Genomic DNA, 20312 nt, shown 5'->3' on the forward strand with positions numbered 1-20312 from the left:
TTCCGGGCGACTACTTCGCGATCAACACAAAGCTCTCGGCCGATGCGCTCGCGGCCCTGGGATTCCCCGTCGCGCATCTCCAGGAACTCTCTCAGCTGGTCGAAGTGGACGTGGCGGGGCGGCCCGGAGGCGCGGTCTCGCTCGCCGTCGGAATGGCCTCGATCTTTTCTTCGCTTCCGGGAATGAAGGCGCTGATGGCTTACTGGTATCAGTTTGCTCTGTTATTCGAAGCCCTGTTCATCCTGACCACGATCGATGCGGGAACGCGCGTGGCGCGGTATTTGATCCAGGAAATGGGTGGACAGGCCTTCGCTCCGCTTAAGAACCTGAACTGGTGGCCGGGAGTCGTTTTTTCAAGCGCCGCTGTCGTTTTCGCGTGGGGCTATCTCATTTCCACCGGGACGATCGGCACGATTTGGCCGATGTTCGGGGCGGCGAACCAGTTGCTGGGAACGCTGGCGCTGTGCGTCGGGACGACGGTGCTGATCAAGATGGGGAAGGCGAAATACATCTGGGTGACGGCCCTGCCGATGGCCTTCGTCGGAATCGTCACCCTGACCGCCAGCTATCGCTTGTTCTTCCTCTACCTGGCCCAGGCCGGACAGGCCGCCGACGCTTCCCAGGTCTTCAGTTTCCGTCTCGATGCGATCCTGGTCGGCATTGTCGCCGCGCTGGCCGTGCTCATCCTGACCGATTCCGCGATCAAATGGTACGGCTATCTCGTCCAGAAAAAACCCTACACCACGACCGAAGTGGTTGCGGAGGAATTCTCTGAAGTCCCCCCGCGCCCCGTGTGAGGGCCGATCGGGAAAACCGCCGCCCTCAATGGATTAATCCCGTCGTGCCATCCACCCCGAAATTGTTCTTAATCCACAACCAGAACGGAGGGAGTTGAATCCGGTCCGGCTGCGTGACGTCCAATTTGTGAAGCCGCTCTTCCTCCCGTTTGAAAATGGAGGCCAGGAGCTTCTGCGCCCGACCCCGTTCACCGGACATGCACATCGCGTAGACCCGGTAGCGAAAGGCCTCCTGTTGGAGCCCGGGAGACTCTTCGGCCCGGCCCAGCGACTCCGCGGCGGCGGCATAGTTGCGTTCCGACAATTGCCGAATCCCCAGATGAAACTGGACCTCCGGCCGCGACCGTTGGGCCTCGTCCAGGTCCTCCACGACCCGCTGAACATCCGGCGAACTGCCCATCAGCCACAACGGCAGTGCGCGTAAAGGCGTTTGGGTGAGGAGGAAATTCACGTCTCCAATGGCGTTATCCGAGTTCATTCTTTCGGAGTATAACAGCTCGTTGAGAATCCCCTGAACCTTGAAGTAGGGCAGCGAGGCGCGAAGAATCGGTTCGGGCCACAGCATTCGAATCAGATCGCTTCGCCGGAAGCGCTCCCGCGAGGCGGTCGCGTCGGTCAGGCTTCGGAACATGCGGTCTTTCTCCTCCACGGATCGGATCGGCGCGGTGATCCGTTTCGGAAAGTTGTCCGTGACGGGCCGACTGTCCTGGGTCAGGCCGCGAAGGTATTCCGCGTCCCCGATGAATAGCGCGCCGAGCTGCTCCGGACGCTCGAAACCGAGCGCCGCCAGTTCCGGGGCCAGGTCCGGGTTTCGCCACTGCCGCAGAAAAATTTCCTCCGAAACCGGTCCGCGGGCGTTTCGTGTCCCCGCCAGCATCAGATCGGAACCCGCGCCGTTCCAGAGCGAACAGTCCTCGAACACGTCGCAGAAAGCGCGGATGACCGACTTGGCGGACACGTCGCTCAGCGAGTGAAGCGGGAACCAATACGTGACGATCCCCCCTTCGGCCAGCCGCGCTCGAAGAAACCCGAAATATTCCCGACTGTAGAGATTGACCACCCCCCTCACCCCGGGCGGCGGCGGCTCGCCGGTGATCAGATCGAACCGTTGATCGGTGGTTCGGAGAAAAAACCGCCCGTCTTCCACATGAACCCGGACCCGGGGGTCACGGAGAGGCTGCTCCGCCTCGCTCGGATAGGCATAGGTGTTCATCTCCAGGATATCCCGGGAGATATCGACCACATCGATGGTCTCGATGCTTTTCGTGTCGGTCAACGCCTTGGCGGTATTTCCGACCCCGTAGCTGATCAGGAGCGCATGCCGGGGATTCGGATGCACCGCGACCGGCCAGTAGACAAACAGCTTCATGTATCGGCGGGACGGATAGGCCGTGCCGGACATCGAGTAGGAATTGGTCAGCATACGGTAATACAGCGGACGGTCCAGCCATCGATGCTCCAGATAAACAACCGTCTCGAGCAGTCCCTCCCGGATGGCGGTCACCCTTCCCTCGCCCGGGCGCAGATGCCAACCGATCGTAATCGATAGATAACGGCTCTTCATTGACCCGAAAGGAAAGAAGGAAAATCCGATGAGCAGCGAGGCGGCCATCGCCATCGCGGCCCGCCGCGGGGGCGGGGATTCCACGAACAGCACGGCGCCCACGGCTCCGTAGAGCAGCGACGTCAGGAAAAAGGATTTTTCGATCCCCAGGAACGGAAGAAGCAGAAAACCGGCCACCAACGACCCCAAGGCGGCCCCGGCGGTATTCGAGAGGGTCAGGAGCCCGGCGGCCCCGGTCTCAGAAGACAAGATCGTCCGAAGCGCCGCCCCGGCCAACACGAAAAAAATCCCCGACAGCAACGACGGCAGGAACATCAGCAGGGTGCCGATCCATAGAATCTCGGCCGGCTCGACGATGGCGCCGGAGAGATCCCGGACCCCCAGAAAAAAATTGGCGTATTCCGTCATGACCACGAGGCCGGCCGCGAAGGCCACGGAGGCGGCGTGGCGGTAGGCCTCCCGCCGAAGGCGCAGCCACCGCGAGGCGATCAGTCCACCGACCGCAATCCCGCCCAGCACCACGCCCAGCATCAACGCGAATGATACGGAATGGCCCCGGATGAAAAACAGAAGGAAGCGGAACCAGACGACCTCCAGGGCCAAAAGACAGAACCCCGAAAGAAACGCCGCGACCAGCCAGCGCCGGCGCGAGCCTCCCGAAATGCGGGACGGATTCGTCGTCTCAACGGAGGCGGCCGGCCCCCGAATTCGCGTCGAGAGCCACACCGCCCCCGCCGCCGCGGACAGATTGAGCAGGCCGGCCACGAGGGCCATTTCCCGTACGCCCAGATACCTCAGAAGATACATTTCCGGTACGATCGCCCCCAAAACGGCCCCGAGCGTATTCCAACCGTAGAGTCGGCCGAGAACGGAGCCGAAATTGGGGTCAAAGCCGATCAGGGCCTTGGTGAGCAAGGGGAGGGTCACCCCCATGGCCGTGGAGGGAATCAGAAGAAAGATGAAGGCGGTAAGGAGCCGGAGGAAATTCAGGATCCAAACGTGCTCCATCAAGGGGCGAAGCCAGGGCACGAGCGCCGCTCCGAAAGCCGGAAGCAGGTAGACGAGCCCCACCCCCGTCAGCGCGATGACCACTTCGGCGACGGCATAGAGACGGGCGGGGTCGGCGGAGCGGCCCCCATACCGTGCCGCCACCGCATTGCCGAATGCCAGCCCGCCCATGAAGGCGGAAAGGACGAGGCTCGAGGCCCAAACGCTGTTCCCGAGCGCAAGCCCGGCCTGGCGAAACCAGAGCGTCTCAAAAACGAGGGCCGAGGCGCCGGAGATAAATGAGATGGTGTACAGAAAACCGCTCAATAGAATCTCGGATTGCTATTATCTTAACATATAAACCCACGAGGCCACGCGGGCGCGGCGGACAAGGTCGTTGTCCGGAATGTACGGTTTGAGGTCGATCACGGGCGTGCCGTCGATGGCGTCCAGGCCCTTGACGGTGAGACGGGTTCCGCGCCGCTTCAATAAACGGCAGATCGTCATCGCGATCGGGTTCGGCCGGTGCGGGGTCCGCGTCGAGAACATCCCCACGAGCGGCAGGTCCGGGCGGCGCTTGGGATGGACAAGAAGATTCACCCCTTGAGCGCGGGAGAGGTGAAACAGGACGATGAGGTGCGAGAAGTCTTCGAGCCCCTTCAGCCCCTTCGCCCACTTTCGGTCGATATGAATTTCGGATACGACCTTATCCCAATCCCGGTTCTCGGGCTCGCGGTGCGGTGAGCGAACGACGCCGATGGAATGAAAAATAATTTGCTTTCGCCGCGGATGACGATCCGCATATCCCGCTCGTATCACGGCATGGCCTTGTCTGTCACGATGGTCCCCCGCGGGTCATGTTATCCGACCCCACCGGGTGTGCGCGCCACGGTCAATACGCAAACCATTTCCGCCCCGGCCCCCTTCAAGATTCGCGCGCATTCGTTGAGGGTCGCTCCGGTGGTGTAAACGTCGTCGACCAGAACGATCCGCCGTCCCTCGATCTGCTCGGGACGCTTCGGGACAAAGGCCCGACGAACGTTCCGGCGGCGGTCTTGATGGGAAAGCCCGATCTGCGGCGGGGTCACGCGAATCCGTTCCAGCGCGTCGGGAAGCACCGGCACGCCCGACCCGGACCCGATGGAATCGCACAAGAGAAGGGCCTGGTTGAAACCCCGCTCGCGAAGGCGGGAAGGATGGAGCGGGACCGGCACCAGTCCGTCCGTCTCGGGAAGCCGCTCCATCGCGCGGAGGAGGAGCCTCCCCAGGGGCCGCGTCAGAAGGGTCTTGCCGCGATACTTGACGAGATGGATCGCCTCGGCCAGCACGCCTTCATACCATCCGGCGGAGACGGCATGATCGAAGTGCGGCGATCGCTCGCGGCAGTCTCCGCAGAGGTGGCCCGGGCTGTGCGAGAGCGCCGCCTCGGACGCGAACGGCTTCCCGCAACGGGGGCAGCAGGGGCCGTCGATCCGGGAGACCGTGGCCCAGCAGTCCCGGCAGAAACAGGGGTTCGCCTCCTCGCTGAAATAGCGTCGGCAGGTTCGGCACCGCGTCGGAAGGATCAGATCCAGCACGAAGCGGCGGCCGATGTCTTTGAGGGCCGTTTTCATACTTGGCTCACCACGCGAGTGTGGGATAAAGTCGGGCCGCGATCAAGATCATCAAAAGAAAGACGCCGCCCATCACCCCGAAATCCGCCGCCAAACTGTGCGCGCTGTGTCCTCCCTGGATCATGAGTCCCCGGAGGACATCGACCAGAAAGGTGAGCGGGTTGACGGCGGCGATGCGTTTCAGCCAATCCGGCATCATCTCCAGGGGGTAGATCGCATTGCTGGCGAAGAACAGCGGCATGGTGAGGACCTGCCCGATTCCCATGAAGCGCTCGCGGGTTTTCACCACGCAGGCGATGATGAGCGAAAAGGTTGAAAAGATCGCCGAGCCCAGGACCACGCCGCACAGGACGCCGGCCACCGCGAGGAACTCCCACCGTATCCCGATCCGGAGCGCCAGGGCCACCAGGTAAATGATGGCGGCCTGGACGACCCCTCGAAGCCCCGCCGAGACCGCTTTTCCGAGCACCAGCGCGCCGCGGCTGCTGGGCGTGACGAGGAGTTTGTGAACGACCCCCAGATCCCGCTCCCAGATCACATTGATTCCATAAAAGATGGCGCTGAACAACACGCTCTGCGCCAGGATCCCCGGCGTCATGAACGCGAGATAGCTGACGTCGCCCGTGGGAATGCCGCGGATCTGGCTGAACACCTGTCCGAAGACCACCAGCCAGAGGACGGGCTGGACCGCCCGTGAGAAAAGCTCGGTCGGATCCCGAAAGATCTTTCTCAACTCGGCCTCGGCGACGGCGGCGCTGTCGCCGGCAAACTTCAGCGCGGGCCGACGCTCAGCCCAGCCGGCGGGCCGTTCTTCGGGTCTGCTGAACATCGCGATAGGTTCCCCCTTCCTGAATCGTGCCGCCGCAGGTCTGGGCGAAGACGTCGTCGAGCGTGGCGTCGGGCGCCACGTCGGCCTTGAGGCTTGCGGGCGTCCCGATCACGGCGATCTCTCCCCGATGAAGAATGGCCAGCTCGTCGCAGAGATGATCCGCCTCCTCCATGTCGTGCGTCGTGATCAGGGCGGTCATTCCGAATTGTTTCCGCAACGCCTGCAGCCGATCCCACACCGTCCGACGCGCCATCGGATCGAGTCCGATCGTCGGCTCGTCCAGAAAGAGGACGGCGGGACGATGCAGCATCGCCTGGGCGAGCTCCAGACGGCGGATCATCCCGCCGGAATACGTCTTGACGAGTTTGTGTCCCACCTCGACGAGGCCCATGAATTCCAGCGCGTCCCGGATTCGCTCGACCCGTTCGGCCGCGCCCATGCCGTAGAGTTTGGCGGAAAGCGACAGGTTCTCAACCCCTGTCAGGCCGCCGTCGGCCGACAGCATCTGGGGCACGTAGCCTATTTTCTTCCGGATCTCGGTCGAAGAGCGGACGATGTCGAAACCGGCGACGGTGGCCGAGCCCGACGTCGGGCGCAGCAGCGTCGTCAGCATCTTGATCATCGTGCTTTTCCCGGCGCCGTTGGGGCCGAGCAGTCCGAAGATGATTCCGTAGCGGACGCGGAGGTCGACGCCCGTGACCGCGGAGACCGGACCGAACGTCCGGGTCAGCCGGCGGGTCTCGATCGCGAATTCGCGTCCCGATTCCGGCTCCGGCATCACGATGCACACTCGCCCGTGCCGGGACCTCCCGGCGCCTCGGGCCGCCGGCCTTCGAATCCGGAACCCGTCTCCCCGTTCACCACAACTCCAGCTGCGTCCCGGGGGCGAGGTGCTCGGCGTGAAAGCCGCGGCGTCGCAGGTGGCGGGCGAAGTCCGGCGCGCCGTGGACGGTAAAGATCCTGGACGGACGGGCCCGATCGACGTACTCGTTGAGCTCTTCAAAATCGGCGTGATCCGACATCGGGATCGCGACGTCCGCTCCGTAGCGCGACGCAGCCTCGCGGTCCATGGCCCAGCCGGTCAGCACCGCCGTCCGGCGTTTGGGAATCCTCTCGACCAGGCGCGTCCGGGCGAGATAGGGCGGCAGCAGGACGACCTTTCCATGGAGGTTGTCGTTCGAAAACCGCTCGTAGTTCCTGAATACGACGCCGCAGCTTTCGTAGACCTTGACGACCTCGACTGTCGGTTTGGCCAGACAGACCGTGTACCCCCGATCGCCCAGAAATTTCAAAACCTCCTGGCTCTTGCCCATCGCGTAGGCGAGGAGGACGGGGATCTTCCGGTCCTCAAACGCCGTCTCGACAAACTCGATCAGTCGCCGTTCCACCTCCTCCGTCGGAGGAAAGACGTACTGCGGTTTTCCGAAGGTGCATTCCATGATGAGAATGTCGCAGGACGGAACCTCGGCCGGGTCGGCCGTCCGGTTGGGTTTGAGCTTGAAATCCCCGGTGTAGACGATCCGCCGGCCGTTTTGGATCACGATCTGGGCCGCGCCCAGGATGTGGCCGGAGGGAAGGAGTTCGATCGTGAAGCCGTCCATCGAATGCGGCGTCCGAAAGTCGAGCGGGATCGCGTGAGGTTTGACGCCCAACCGTCGGCGGCAGAGCGACCAGGTGGCCGGGGTCGCGATGATCCGCTCGTGCTTGGCGGTGTGATCGCCGTGGGCATGGGAAATGAAACCGAGCGGCCTCGCCTTCGTCGAATCCAGCCACAGCTCCGTGCCGATGATCCGCATTCCGTGGTTGAGCTCGATCATGCTTCGTCCGCGATCCTTTCCGTCAGCGAGGGGTCGAATCCGATTATAATCAGAACGGGAAACGATTGCAACGAACTTCTGTCCGCCTTCGGCCGCCGCGGACACCATCGGGACGTGGGCCGACCCTTGCGAAATTTTTCGCTCTCCTGTAGATTGTCGTTGTGAAAAATCCGAACCGTGTCGTCATCCTCGTTCACGGCGGGGCCGGGCCGAGAGCGGCCGGAAAGGCCGAGCTCCGCGTCCTGGAGGCCGCGCTGGAGGCCGGGCTGTCCCTTCTGAATGAGGGCGGGGCCGGCCTGGACGCCGTGGAGGCCGCCATCCGTATTTTGGAAGACAGCGGCCGCTTCAATGCCGGGCTGGGATCCCTGCTTCAACTCGACGGCCGCGGCCGGATGGACGCCTCCATCATGGAAGGGCGCGGGCTGAAGGCCGGGGCCGTGGCCGGGGTCGAAAACGTTCGAAACCCGATTCGCGGGGCCCGCCTTGTAATGGAACGGACCCCCCACGTCCTGATCGCGGGAGAGGGCGCCGCCCGGCTGGCGCGCCATTTCAGGCTGGGGACCGGCGGCTCGGCGACGGATCGATCCCTCCGGGTCCTTAAAAAAACCTTGAAGGGCGGAAGCGAATCGGTCCGGCTCTTTAATGAGATCCGCCGGCGCGAAACCGTCGGCGCCGTCGCCCTCGACGAATACGGAACGCTCGCGGCGGGCGCATCCACCGGAGGGGTCCCGGCGATGCTGCCCGGGCGTGTCGGCGACACACCGTTGATCGGCGCCGGAACCTATGCCGACAATGAATCGGGGGCCGTGTCGATGACCGGGCGGGGGGAAACAATTATCCGCGCGGGATTGGCCAAGGAGATCTGCGAGCATCTCATCGACGGATGCTCGCCCAAGCAGGCCGCGCAAAAGGCCCTGAGACGTCTTTTACGTCGGATTCGCGGAGAGGCCGGGGCGCTGGTGCTGGCCCGAACGGGCGCTTTCGCGCTGCTTCATACCTCCCCGTTCATGTGCGGCGGTTACGCCTCGGACCGGCGGCGGCCGGTCGTCGCGGCGCGGTTCGTGCGGGTCCGGTAAGGACGGGGCTTATTTCCGAAATGCGGGACAGGACCGGGGCGGACATGGTATGATCATATTGAAACCGAACCGGAGTGGACCGTACCATGAAGCGACCCGTTTCCATATTAAAGCGGTTCCGCGAAGGAGGGCTGTTGGGCCTGACGCTCTGCCTAGGAATCCTGTCCGGCTGCGGCAAAACGTCGGAAAACACTTCGTCGCCGACCCCGCCCGAGCATCCGGTGCAAATCAGCTACTTTGATGCGGACAAGGGAAACCTGAAGTACGCCACAAACGCTTCGGGGATCTGGGACATCCAAACCCCGGACGGCTCGCCGGAGGTTGGCAGCTATTCCTCCATCGCGCTGGACCCGTCCAACCAGGGCTACATCAGCTACCATGATCTGGGGAACGGAACTCTCAAGTTCGTCACGAACCCCTTTGGCTCCTGGTCCTTCATGACCGTCGACAGCCTATCAAATGGGGATGTCGGTTGGTACACCTCCATCGCCGTAGACGCCTTGGGCAACGCCCACATCAGCTATTATGACGCGACCAACGGGGACCTCAAATACGCCACCAACAGCTCCGGCAGCTGGGTCCCGGCGACCGTGGACAGCGCGGGCGATGTGGGCCAGTATTCCTCCATCGCGCTCGATGACTCGGGTAAAGTCCATATCAGCTATTATAGTCTGGAACTCGGAAATCTCGAGTACGCCACCTGCGCAAGTAACTGCACCGTCCCGGGAAACTGGACCCTAACAACGGTGGACAGCCCGGGCAATGGAAAGTATTCCTCCCTCGCGCTCGACGCCTCGGGCAAGGCCCGCATCAGCTATTACGATGGAAGCAACAAGGCCCTCAAGTACGCCACCAACGCCTCGGGAACCTGGTCCTTCACGACCGTCGACAGCCCATCGAATGGGGATGTCGGATGGTACACCTCCCTCGCGCTCGATTCCTTGGGCAACGCCCACATCAGCTATTATGACGCGACCAACGGGGACCTCAAATACGCCACCAACAGCTCCGGCAGCTGGGTTCCGGCGACCGTGGACAGTCAGGGAGACGTTGGACGGTATTCTTCCCTCGCCCTCGATACCTCGGGCAACGCCCACATTAGCTATTATGATGGGACCAACAAGGTTCTCAAGTACGCCACGAATGACACCGGCGGGTGGGTCGTAACGACCGTGGACAGCACAGGGGACGTCGGATCGTTCAGTTCGATCGCCGTCGAGTGAACGGACGGATCCGATGAATCTCTGGTTTCGTTCTCTCCTCGTTCTATTCACCGTTTTCTTCCGCCGGAGATTGAACCCGCTCGACGAATCGGTCCTGGACTTTCGCGTCTGGCCGACCGACCTGGACATCAATCTCCATATGAACAACGGCCGCTACCTCACGATCATGGATCTGGGGCGGGTCGATCTGATGCTCCGGACGGGGTTGGGAAGACTGGCCCTGAAACGGAAATGGTCGCCGCTCGTCGGCTCGGCGACGATTCGTTTCCGGCAGTCGCTCAATCCATTTCAGCGTTACCGATTGAAAAGCCGGATTCTCTGCTGGGATAACAAATGGTTCTTCATCGAACAGCGTTTCGTGCGGCAGAATGAACTGGTCGCCGTCGGCCTCGTAAAAGGCCTGCTCCGCGGCCGCTCCGGCAATATCCCGACGGCCGCGGTGCTGGAGGCCATGAACCTCCGCGCGGCATCCCCCGAAATACCGCCTTCCATCCGCCTCTGGCAGGAGTCCGAGAAGGGCGGTTGAACTACTCGTCTTTCGAGGCCATGCGTTTTCGGATCAAGCGCCGTCCCGCCAACATCAGCGTCAGCGAGAGAACTAGGGAGACCGGAACAAACAGCCCCGACCAGGCGACGGCGTTCTTGATCCAGCCGAACTCCTCAAGCGCCTTGAATAGGTAGCCCGCCAGCCCGGAAAGATAGTAGGCGATCACGATCACCGAAAGACCTTCCACGGTATGCTGGAGCATCGCCTGGCTTTTGGTCGTCTTGTCGACGCGGGCGAGCAGCCTAAGGTTTTGATCCTCCAAAACCAAAGTCTGTTCCTGCTGGATGAGGTTGACCCGCGTCCGGATCACGGAAATGGTGCTCTGGAAATCCGACTCGATCGCTTCGATCCGCTTCATCAGTTGCTGGTAGCCGTCGGCGATTCCGGAAATCCCGCCCAGGATATAATCCGATAGGGGCAGGAAAGGCGGCAGGGACCGCTCCTGAAAGGTCCGAACAGCGGCATGAACGATTGTGTTGTACGGAACCGAGGCGGAAAGTCGGTACCGCATCGACTCCGCGAACCGGCTGACCTCCATGAAATCGACCGTCAACTGGTTCACCCATTCCTGGAGGCCCTTGGATTCCGAGGTGCCCAGCTGCTCGGCAATCCGGCCGCGTTGCGCCAGTTCATGCTGCTCCAGTTCGTGAATCCGGTCGACGGCCCTCGTGAATTCCGGAAACGGAAGCAGGAGCAGATGGTAGTAGTTCTCGATCGTCACCACGCCGTCTATGACCTTGGCCAGATGACGGAGCAGCGTCTCCGGCTTGCCGGAATAGACCAGGTACCGTTCCCGGTCCGAGTCGTCGGGCGTAAAGCTCGTGACGACCGCGATCTCCTCGCCGAAAACCCGGCTGCCGTAAATGTGCGGCCCGGGCAGCACATCCCGGATCAGGTCGGGCGGCACCGCCCGCTCCGGGGAAATCACGATATCCAGCGCGTTGACCGGCGTCCCCAACGGCCGGATCGGAAAGCGATAACCGGGAAATGTCAGCGGCCCGAATTCCAAAAGCTGCGTCCTGTCGTCCGGAATGTGCCAGACCTGGTGGCTGTAATATTCGGTGTGCGCCTCCCAGACGATCACAAGCCGATCGCCGTTCGCGTCCACCCGAACGCCGTACCCGAACTTTTCGGCCACCGAGACATGGGTTTCCGGAATCCGAAGGCCCTGGAGCAACCGGAGGAATTCCATCCGGCTTTGGGGCCGCTCAACGGGCGGGTTGGCCATCCGGTAGGAGGAATGATGGATATGGGCCGGGAAGTCCAGCCATTCCTCCAGGTATTTCTTGGGCCGTTCGTGCAGTCGGTGAAGGACGTCCTTTTCCTCCGGCGGATTAAGATTCTCCACGGGTTTCCTCCGTTTTAAGATCGCGCTGAGCTTTCTTATAGCATCCGGAGGGGATGGTGTGCAACGATTCTCATGAAATTGGACGCGTTAAACCCGGACCTCGGGAGAGATTTATCGATGATCTATTTCGTGCCGAATTTTGTTTCGACCTGGACCCCGATTTTCTTTAAAAACTCGGTCGGCAGGACGCCGCCCGCGCAGACGAGGACGGCGTCGTTGGGAAGCTCGATGCGCTCTCCCTGTCGTTCCAGGACCGCCTTCTCCGCTTGAATCTCGGTGACATTGGAGTTCAGGAGCACCCGCAGTCGCCCTCGGGCTTCCGCCTCCTTCACCATCTGCCGATTCTTATCCTTGGCCCTGGAAAAAGCCTCCCCTCGATAGGAAAGCGCCACGGTCGTTCCCGGCTCTCCGGCGATGCTGCAGGCTGCTTCCAACGCCGCGTCGCCGCCGCCCACCACCAGGACGCGTCTATGACGGTATTGCTCGGAATCGATCAGCCGATAAACCACCTTGGGAAGGTCCTCGCCGGCGACCTCCAGTTTCCGCGGCGTCCCGCCGCGGCCCACGGCCAACAGAACCGACCGGGTTTCGTAGCGGCCCCGCGAGGATTTGACGACAAAACCCCCGCTCGTTCTCTGGATATCCTCCATCCGCTCGTTGTAGCAAATCCGGATTCCCGTTTTCTTTTCCACATCACGCATGAAATCCAGAAGGCTGTCCTTGCCGATCTCGCGGAATTTCATCGGCCCCACGATGGGAAGCTTGGCCGGCTGGGTCATCACGATTTTTCCGCGCGGAAAGTGGGCCACCCGGCCGCCCAGCGTCTCCTGTTCGATCGTCACATAACGCAATTTGTGCTGAAGCGAGGCCAGGGAGGCCGAAAACCCGGCGGGTCCCGCCCCGACGATCACCACATCCAGGGGGGTTCCGTTGGGTTTGAGTTTTCGGATCGCCTCGATCGCCTGGCGGCCCTGCTCGACGGCGTTTCGAATCAGGCCCATCCCGCCGAGCTCGCCCGCGATGAATATTCCCGGAACGTTGGTCTCAAACGTGGGACGGACGTAGGGAATATCGACGCCTCTTCTTTCGGTCCCGAATACGAGCGTGATGGCGTTGACCGGGCAGGCGGCCTGGCAGGCCCCGTGGCCGATGCAGTGGGTGGGATTGATCAGTGCGGACTTGCCTTTGATCAGGCCCAGGACATCCCCTTCCGGGCAGGCCGACACGCAGGCGCCGGACCCGATGCAGAGGTCGGTGTCGATGACCGGATGCAACGATGCCGGTTCCGTCAAGCCCTCCGCGATCGTCGCCCGGAGGCGTTGAATATTTTTTATGTCCCGCTTCTTCTGAAAATGGGATTGGAGGACCCAGATCACAACAATTGTGCCAAAAAGAGCGATCAAATAGAGCGTCAAGCTCGATTCACCTCCCGGGAGTCGGCCGCCGTGCGTTGGATACGGCCCGGTTTATATTATAACGCAAATTTCATTCCATATCGCAGTCAAGGGCGGGGCTTCGAACCTCGGTCGTTTTGATGAATTCAATGTCCGGAATGGGGACGGATATTCCACCGATGATAAATTTCGGAGCCAGCAGGAACAGGTGGTTCCGTTCCGCGACCTCGCCGGGAAAGCCGATGCGTACGTTAGTGGACCGGCCCTCGAAGGTGAACGCCGGATCGACGGGAAAGACCTCCGTCCGAACGAAAACGGTTCCGCGGTATTGAAGCCGATCATACGCGATGGGTTTGAACCGCTCCAAGGAGTTCTGGTCCAAAAGGACAAATTCCGAAAGGTTCGTTTTGATGGGCGAAGCCAAATTTCCCTGGACCGGAGACATCGGTTTTCCGGCGGAGATGTAAACAAAGAATTTTCCCGATTCATCGGTAGCATGGAACGCTAAGCGCAGGCCGCCGCGGTTTACAAACAGATAGCCCTCCAGACCGGCGCACGCCGCGCTTGGAGACGTCGCGCCGGCGGCCACCGGTTTATAAATGGTCGCCGGATAACAGCCGGCCAGGACGGCCATCCAACAAATGGAGAAGGCGACAGACAGCCGCTTCCGAATCAAAAACATCATGGATGAACCTCCCCGGTTCCGCAGCCACATCCGATGGGTCGCCCGATTCATTCCTCATAATTTTCGACGATATTCGGCGGACGCACCGCGGCGTTATCGGGATTTTTTCCCACGTCGCGCAGTGCGCGGCGCTGCCGGAGCAGATCCCAGCATTGGTCCAATTCGACCTCCAAATGACGCAAGCGTTGCTTGTCCTTTTCACTCAGATCGTTATTCCGATAGAGCGCTTCTTCCGCGGCGATCAGTTTCCGGATATGGTGAAGCACTTTAACGTCTTCCATCGATGCCCTCCTTGTTTAATTGGATGCCAGCTCCCAAGACCCGGGCCTAATGATGAACCTTTGCGGTCAGCCAAAATGTTATTATCTCAAAACGACGGAGGAAATCAAGATTCCGAACAGCCGCAAGAGACCCGCCACAATATAGACGGGGCAATGGAGCCCGCAGGCCGCCACGCCCGCCTAATCGTTGTAGCGCCGGCGAAGCGCAACGGGAGCCCCCCCGCGCGGTCGCATCCGGAGGTTCAGCATCTCCACGATCACCGAAAAGGCCATGGCGAAGTAGATGTACCCTTTGGGAATGTGCATCTCCAGTCCGTCCCCGATCAACGCCACGCCGATCAGTATCAGAAAGCTCAACGCCAACATCCGCACCGTGGGGTGTCGGTGCACAAACCGGCTGATGGCCTCCGAGAGCATCATCATGACGATCACGGCCAGGACGATCGCGGCCACCATCACACCCAACCGGCCGGACATCCCGATGGCCGTGATGACGGAGTCCAGAGAAAACACGAGATCGATCAGAATGATCTGAACGATCACGGTGGCAAAGGCGGCTTTGACTTTGACCGAAGCGTTTCTTTCCGGACCCTCAAGATTTTCATGGATCTCCATGGTGCTCTTCCAAATCAGGAACAACCCGCCGGCGATCAGGATCAAATCGCGTCCGGAGACGCTTTGGGTCAACACGGAAAACAGCGGCGAGGTGAGCCGCATGAGCCAGACCAGCGTGAAGAGGAGCAGGATCCGCATCAACATCGCCAGAGCGAGCCCGAGGATTCTCGCCTCTCGTTGTCGTCGCGCGGGAAGTTTACCGACGAGGATCGAGATGAAGACGATATTGTCGATTCCCAGAACGATTTCAAGCGCCGTCAGCGTCGCAAGCCCAATCCATATCTCGGGATCCGTTATCCAGTCCACGTCGCTCACTCCTTCCTGTTGGGCGTATCCTCTCCGCCTGCTCGTTTTTTCGCGGGCCTCTGCTATGGCGTGGAGGCTCAAACCGGTTTATTTCGGATTGACCTTCAGCGGTCGGCTTCCAGATTCGGATTGCCGTCGATGAACTTCAAGTTGAATTTGAAATGATCGATTCGCCAATTTTGGTCAAGGTTCGTTAGATGAAAGTCATAGCTTCCGACGAAGGTTCGCGTGTTCCGGTTCGTTTTGTTCGGAAGAAAGTGATAGGCGATTCCGTAACAGTGCGCCGTCGCTTCATGGCCCTGGACGGCCACGGAATAATTTCCGGCTTGATGATGAATGGCCTTCAGAGGCTTCAGGCCCTGATCCCATGCGTCCACGATCTGCTGGGGCGTCATCGTCGCGGGCGACCCGCCCGTCAGCGAGGTCATGTCGAACAGGACTTTATCCGAAAAGCATCGTTTGACCTTCGTCCAGTCCCGGTCATCGGTTCCGACAAACAGATCGTTGATGACTCCGATGATTTGGTCTTTGTTGAGCAGAATTTCAATCGGATCAGCCATGACTTCCTCCGACTCGTTCGATGACCCATAAGTCCAAAAACCCAACCCCGTGCGCCGCGAGGTCGCGGAAGATTTATTGTGGCCCCCCCGTATCATTATTTATTACGTTTCCGTTGACCCTAATCCCTCCTATTTTTGAGTCTCATCCAAAGCCCCACACCACCGACAATAAGAATGATAAGTATGGTGAGGATTTGCAGGATTGGATCAATGGGTTGTCCGTAGAAATTCGTCCCGCCCAGAAAGTTACGAGCGACTAAATCAGAAATGGCTTGTGCAGCTAGGACTATGACGAGAACTGTTCCTACAACCCAACTCAAGAAAGTTCTTTTCTGTAAAATCCACTTCAACAAGGAATGTCCTTTAGAGAAAAAAATATATTTTGCTTTATACTCCTCTTCCCTAACCGAGTCAACCGAGCGTCATCCCTCGGACGAATATGCCGTATTGAAATGCAACCGGCCGGAATGGAGGGCGCGTTCTATTCTGCGTGCCGTCTCGTGATCCAGTTGCGGATCTACCCAGACTTCACCCGCAACGCGGCGGCCCACGTAACGGCCGCCGAGATACGCGACGGCGTTGGAAGCGATGGCGGGGACTTTGGCGCCGGGGGTCAGGATGCCGACGAGGTTCATCGGATCGGCGGCCGAAATAATAATTGGTACGGGCGACGCATGCGTCGCCCCTACATCGGATGGCACGCGACGGTTCTCACGTAACAAATCCACCACCTCCGGCAAGGCAAACTGCTCGCCGCCGACACCGGTGATGAAGCGCCCGCCGCGGATCTCGCCTCGCGATTCCATGCGACGATAGATCGGCAGAAGCTCCTGCCAGGACGGCGCGGCGTCCTCGCGCGCCAGAAGATCGCGGAAAAAGACGCCATAACGTGCCAATAATTGCCAGGCCCATTGTTCCAGGGGCGATTTGCCATGCTCACCCACATTATCATGTGAATTTAGCTGTTCCGATGGATGTATCTCCCACCATCTACCACTTTGAGAGGTCATTCCGAAGGGTTTTATCCCACGTCTTTGGATATGGCGCCTCATACGCTGCGCTCGGTCGCGCATCGGCGAGGTCAAAGAACGGATCGCGCCGAAGCCATCCCCGCTCACCCGCCCGGCCGCGACCAGCTCCCAGAGCGCATCCTGAACTTGTGTCGGAAGAAGACGGGTCGCAGAGACGATCTCGTTGATGAAAAGCGCGCCGCGGCTCTGCAAGGTTGAGAGAACCTGCTTCGCATCCGATCCCGGATCATCCGGTAAATTTTCATCCGATCTCAGGCCGTCCATATCCTCCCGGAGCATCAACGTGATCGGGAGAATCTTCGTGGCATCGCGCGACGCCCGGGTGCGAACCCTGCCCCAGACCACGTCGCCCGACAAACAAAGGTCATCGAGCCATTTCGGATTATATTCGGCGACGCGTGCCGGAAGGATCGACTGCTCCCACAGAACCGCCGGGATCTCAAAGCCCTGGAGCTTCTCAATCACGGTGAAAAGACCGTCGCGCCCGTACACCTGCTTTTCCGGAGCCAGATGACTCCAGCCGAGCAGAAACCGGATCAGCTCCTCCGGGGTAACCGGCTCCATCTGACGACGCAGACTGTCGAGCGTCAGACGATGAATACGGGCCAGCAGTCGCCGGGCGCACCATTGTATGTCCGGGACGTCCGGATCAAAATGTCCCCTTAAGACATATCCCTCCGCTTCAAGCGCACCAAGCGATGATTCGATGACATGATCCGGAAGACCGAGATCCTGCGCCAGCCGTTCGAGTGTCGTGGGACCGACGACCTCCATCCGCCCGCGAACAAGCTGAACCCAGGCTTCGGACGCGGTCCAGTCCGTTCGGATTCCGGTCGGAATCGTGAGGATCGGGTTGGCCGTGAAACCCGACCGCGATGCCGAAACCACCGGCCAGCGTTCCGCCGCAACCCAGAAAACTTTCCCGTCCGCATCCACCGCGCGCGTCGCACGCCCGGAGTCGATCAACTCGGAGAACCATTTCCCCCAGGACCTTCCCTCTTCCTCGGGGAGGAGCCCGATCGTCAACAAGGTGTCATGCAGCTCGTCCGCGTCGCGTACAAGCGGCCAGGCCTCCTTCCGGACTTTTTCGACCGCCTCGGGATCGAGCCTTCCGAGGTCGCGCACCGATTCGATCGAGAGAGTCCGGCGCGTCGCCACGGCCCGGGCACGGCGTTCCTCCAGCGGCGCGTCATCCAGGAAGGCGTAGGGCTGCGCGTTCAAAAGCGAATAGGAGAAGGGCGTCGGCTCGCGTACGTCCATCGTCGTCACGCGAATCTTCCCCGCCTGAATCTCGCCCAGCAAGCGGACCAGTCCGTCGAGATCCATCGCTTCGTGAAGCGCGTCGTCCATCGTCTGGCGGACGAGGGGATGATCCGGGATCGGGATGTCCGGACCCGTCATGTTGTTTTCGGGGCAGGCCGTGAGGGCCGGGAAGACCGCCGTGAGCAGATCGTCCGCGCGAAAGCGCTGAAGCGGCGGGGGGACCTTCTTGCCGCCCCGATGCCTAAGCACCGCCAGTGCGCGCGTCGCGTTCCATCGCCACCGGACCGTGAAAAACGGCGTCGGCAATACGGCCTGCGTGAGAAGATGGGGAGTCTGCTCCGGCGGGACCATGCGGGGAATTTCATCGAGCGGAAAGCTCTGCTGCGGCCCGAGCGACAACACGACGCCGTTGTCGTCCGCGGAGGCCTGGAGCTCGAAATCGAACCGCCGGCAGAAACGCTTTCGGAGCGTCAGTCCCAGCGCGCGGTTGATCCGCCCGCCGAAGGGCGAATGGATTACGAGCTCCATCCCGCCCGACTCGTCGAAGAAGCGTTCGATCAGGAGATGGCTCTGCGTCGGGATCATCCCGACCGCCGCCTTCTGTGCCGAAAGATATTCGACCGCCTCCCTCGCGTTGGTCTCGCCCATCGCGCATTCGGTCGTGAGCCATTGGACCGCCTTTGTGGGATCGTCCAGCCGGTGTTCGATCGCTTCGCGAAGCGCCGAGACCTCCTGGGAAAGTTCGACCGTCCGGGAAGGCGCTTCGCCCCGCCAGAAAGGGATCGTCGGCGCGGCGCCGTGAGCGTCGGACACGACCACCTCGCCGGCACGGACGTGCCGGATCCGCCAAGAAGTGTTTCCGAGGAGAAAAACGTCTCCGCTCATGCTTTCGACCGCGAAGTCCTCGTCCACCGAACCCACCGTGACATGCTCCGGCTCGGAGACGACTTTGTAATCGGCCCGTTCCGGGATCGCCCCCCCGGAGGTGAGCGCGGTCAGACGCGCCCCGCGCCGGGCCTTGATCCGGCGATGAACCGCGTCGCGATAGAGATAGGCGCCCGAACGTCCGATCCCCGAAGCGAATCCCTCGGACAACATTTCGACCACCGCGTCGAAGTCGGTCCGGGCCAGCTCACGATAGGGAAAAGCCCCGCGTACGAGGTCGAACAATTTATCCCCGCTCCAATCTTCACCGGATGCGGCCGCCACGATCTGCTGGGCCAGGATATCGAGCGGCGCCTTGGGAATCTCGATCCGGTCCAGCCGCCCGGCCCGCACCGCCCGGATCAAAGCCCCGCATTCCAGAAGCTCGTCCCGCGTCAGCGCCATCAGCCGGCCTTTTGGAATCACGCCCAAGGCGTGGCCCGACCGGCCGATCCGCTGGAGAAACGTCGCGATCGCCCGGGGACTCCCGATCTGGACCACGAGATCGATGAAGCCGATGTCGATCCCGAGCTCGAGCGATGCCGTCGCCACGACGGCCTTCAGCTCGCCGGCCTTCAGACGCGCCTCGGCCGCAAGCCGGATCTTCTTCGAGAGGCTTCCGTGATGCGAGGCGACCGCGTTCTCGCCGAGAAGCTCGGACAGCTGGTGGGTCACCCGTTCGGCGAGACGTCGCGTATTGACAAAAATCAGCGTGCTCCGGTGCTGCCCGATCCATTCGGCCACCCGCTCATAAACTTCTATCCATTGCTCGTTGGAGCAGACGGCCGAAAGCGGCGTTTTCGGGGTCTCGATAGCAAGGTCCAGTTTGCGCAGATGCCCGACGTCTACGATTGAACAGTCCGGTTGGCCGTTCTCAACCGTACGCTTGGTCCCGACCAGAAACCGAGCCATCTCCTCGATCGGCCGCTGCGTCGCCGAAAGCCCGATCCGGACCGGCCGCCGCTCGCAAAGATGCTCCAGCCGCTCGAGGGACAGGGCCAGATGCGAGCCCCGCTTGTCGCGCGCGACGGCATGGATTTCATCCACGATCACGGTATCGACCGACCGGAGCATTTTGCGGCTCTTCTCGGCCGTTAGCAGCAAATAAAACGATTCGGGTGTCGTGACCAGGATATGCGGCGGTCGGCGGGTCATTGCCTGTCGCTCCGAAGCGGGCGTGTCGCCCGTCCGAACCAGGACGCGGATCTCGGGAAGCGGGATTCCTTCGTCATGGGCGAGTCCGCGAATCTCGGCCAACGGCACTTGCAAGTTTCGCTGAACGTCATTGCTGAGGGCTTTTAACGGGGAGACATAGACAACATGGGTCCGGTCGGTGAGACCTCCCGAGATTCCGACCCGGATCAGCCGGTCGAGGCTTGCCAGAAAGGCGGCCAGCGTTTTACCCGAGCCGGTGGGAGCGGCGATCAGCGTGTCGCGGCCTTCCACGATCGA

The 20312-nt window shown here is 61.2% G+C and carries 17 protein-coding genes; 4 read left to right on the forward strand and 13 right to left on the reverse strand.

The window, feature by feature from the left end; translation table 11 throughout:
• On the forward strand, nucleotides 1–797 hold a 797-nt coding region (locus VMN77_04265), incomplete at its 5' end, for a carbon starvation CstA 5TM domain-containing protein (GenBank protein ID HTN42993.1).
• Between the two features lie 25 nt (nucleotides 798–822).
• Here the strand turns inward: VMN77_04265 and VMN77_04270 are convergent.
• From VMN77_04270 to VMN77_04295, 6 genes are all read right to left on the reverse strand, one after another.
• Entirely contained in the window at nucleotides 823–3675 is a 2853-nt protein-coding gene (locus tag VMN77_04270; GenBank protein HTN42994.1) for a spermidine synthase, read from the reverse strand.
• 18 nt (nucleotides 3676–3693) lie between these two features.
• On the reverse strand, nucleotides 3694–4167 hold the full coding sequence (gene tsaA, locus VMN77_04275) for a tRNA (N6-threonylcarbamoyladenosine(37)-N6)-methyltransferase TrmO (GenBank protein ID HTN42995.1): 474 nt from the start codon (nucleotides 4165–4167) through the stop codon (nucleotides 3694–3696).
• Between the two features lie 41 nt (nucleotides 4168–4208).
• Nucleotides 4209–4961 (reverse strand): ComF family protein, encoded by a 753-nt coding sequence (locus VMN77_04280; GenBank protein HTN42996.1) that lies wholly within the window; start codon nucleotides 4959–4961, stop codon nucleotides 4209–4211.
• Between the two features lie 7 nt (nucleotides 4962–4968).
• The gene (locus VMN77_04285) at nucleotides 4969–5790 is read right to left on the reverse strand and encodes an ABC transporter permease (GenBank protein ID HTN42997.1); all 822 of its coding nucleotides are present in this window, start codon (nucleotides 5788–5790) and stop codon (nucleotides 4969–4971) included.
• Nucleotides 5750–6568 (reverse strand): ATP-binding cassette domain-containing protein, encoded by an 819-nt coding sequence (locus tag VMN77_04290; protein HTN42998.1) that lies wholly within the window; start codon nucleotides 6566–6568, stop codon nucleotides 5750–5752. Before VMN77_04290 ends, VMN77_04285 begins: the two co-directional genes overlap by 41 nt.
• Nucleotides 6569–6647: 79 nt before the next feature.
• Nucleotides 6648–7607, reverse strand: coding sequence for an MBL fold metallo-hydrolase (locus VMN77_04295; GenBank protein HTN42999.1), 960 nt, complete (start codon nucleotides 7605–7607; stop codon nucleotides 6648–6650).
• Nucleotides 7608–7768: 161 nt separating this feature from the next.
• On the opposite strand from VMN77_04295, the gene VMN77_04300 reads away from it, so the two are divergent.
• The 3 genes from VMN77_04300 (at nucleotide 7769) to VMN77_04310 (ending at nucleotide 10432) form a co-directional block, all read left to right on the forward strand.
• Nucleotides 7769–8683 carry an isoaspartyl peptidase/L-asparaginase family protein gene (locus VMN77_04300; GenBank protein HTN43000.1) on the forward strand — a complete coding sequence of 305 codons (915 nt, stop codon included), beginning with the start codon at nucleotides 7769–7771 and terminating at the stop codon, nucleotides 8681–8683.
• 86 nt (nucleotides 8684–8769) lie between these two features.
• Nucleotides 8770–9906, forward strand: a complete 1137-nt coding sequence (locus VMN77_04305; GenBank protein HTN43001.1) for a hypothetical protein — start codon at nucleotides 8770–8772, stop codon at nucleotides 9904–9906.
• 13 nt (nucleotides 9907–9919) lie between these two features.
• Entirely contained in the window at nucleotides 9920–10432 is a 513-nt protein-coding gene (locus VMN77_04310) for a thioesterase family protein (GenBank protein HTN43002.1), read from the forward strand.
• Between the two features lies 1 nt (nucleotide 10433).
• Here the strand turns inward: VMN77_04310 and VMN77_04315 are convergent, their stop codons facing one another.
• From VMN77_04315 to VMN77_04345, 7 genes are all read right to left on the reverse strand, one after another.
• Complete coding sequence (locus VMN77_04315) at nucleotides 10434–11801, reverse strand: DUF3422 family protein (GenBank protein ID HTN43003.1); 1368 nt, start codon at nucleotides 11799–11801, stop codon at nucleotides 10434–10436.
• A gap of 122 nt (nucleotides 11802–11923) precedes the next feature.
• Nucleotides 11924–13216, reverse strand: a complete 1293-nt coding sequence (locus VMN77_04320; GenBank protein ID HTN43004.1) for an NAD(P)-binding domain-containing protein — start codon at nucleotides 13214–13216, stop codon at nucleotides 11924–11926.
• Between the two features lie 70 nt (nucleotides 13217–13286).
• The gene (locus tag VMN77_04325; GenBank protein ID HTN43005.1) at nucleotides 13287–13880 is read right to left on the reverse strand and encodes a hypothetical protein; all 594 of its coding nucleotides are present in this window, start codon (nucleotides 13878–13880) and stop codon (nucleotides 13287–13289) included.
• 47 nt (nucleotides 13881–13927) lie between these two features.
• The gene (locus VMN77_04330) at nucleotides 13928–14161 is read right to left on the reverse strand and encodes a DUF2630 family protein (GenBank protein ID HTN43006.1); all 234 of its coding nucleotides are present in this window, start codon (nucleotides 14159–14161) and stop codon (nucleotides 13928–13930) included.
• A gap of 180 nt (nucleotides 14162–14341) precedes the next feature.
• The gene (locus tag VMN77_04335; GenBank protein HTN43007.1) at nucleotides 14342–15082 is read right to left on the reverse strand and encodes a TerC family protein; all 741 of its coding nucleotides are present in this window, start codon (nucleotides 15080–15082) and stop codon (nucleotides 14342–14344) included.
• Between the two features lie 104 nt (nucleotides 15083–15186).
• Entirely contained in the window at nucleotides 15187–15642 is a 456-nt protein-coding gene (locus VMN77_04340) for a nuclear transport factor 2 family protein (protein ID HTN43008.1), read from the reverse strand.
• 422 nt (nucleotides 15643–16064) lie between these two features.
• A partial coding sequence (locus VMN77_04345) for a DEAD/DEAH box helicase (protein ID HTN43009.1) occupies nucleotides 16065–20312 on the reverse strand: 4248 nt, incomplete at its 5' end.

This window comes from Nitrospiria bacterium (assembly GCA_035498035.1).
Classification (GTDB): Bacteria; Nitrospirota; Nitrospiria; order JACQBZ01; family JACQBZ01; genus JACQBZ01.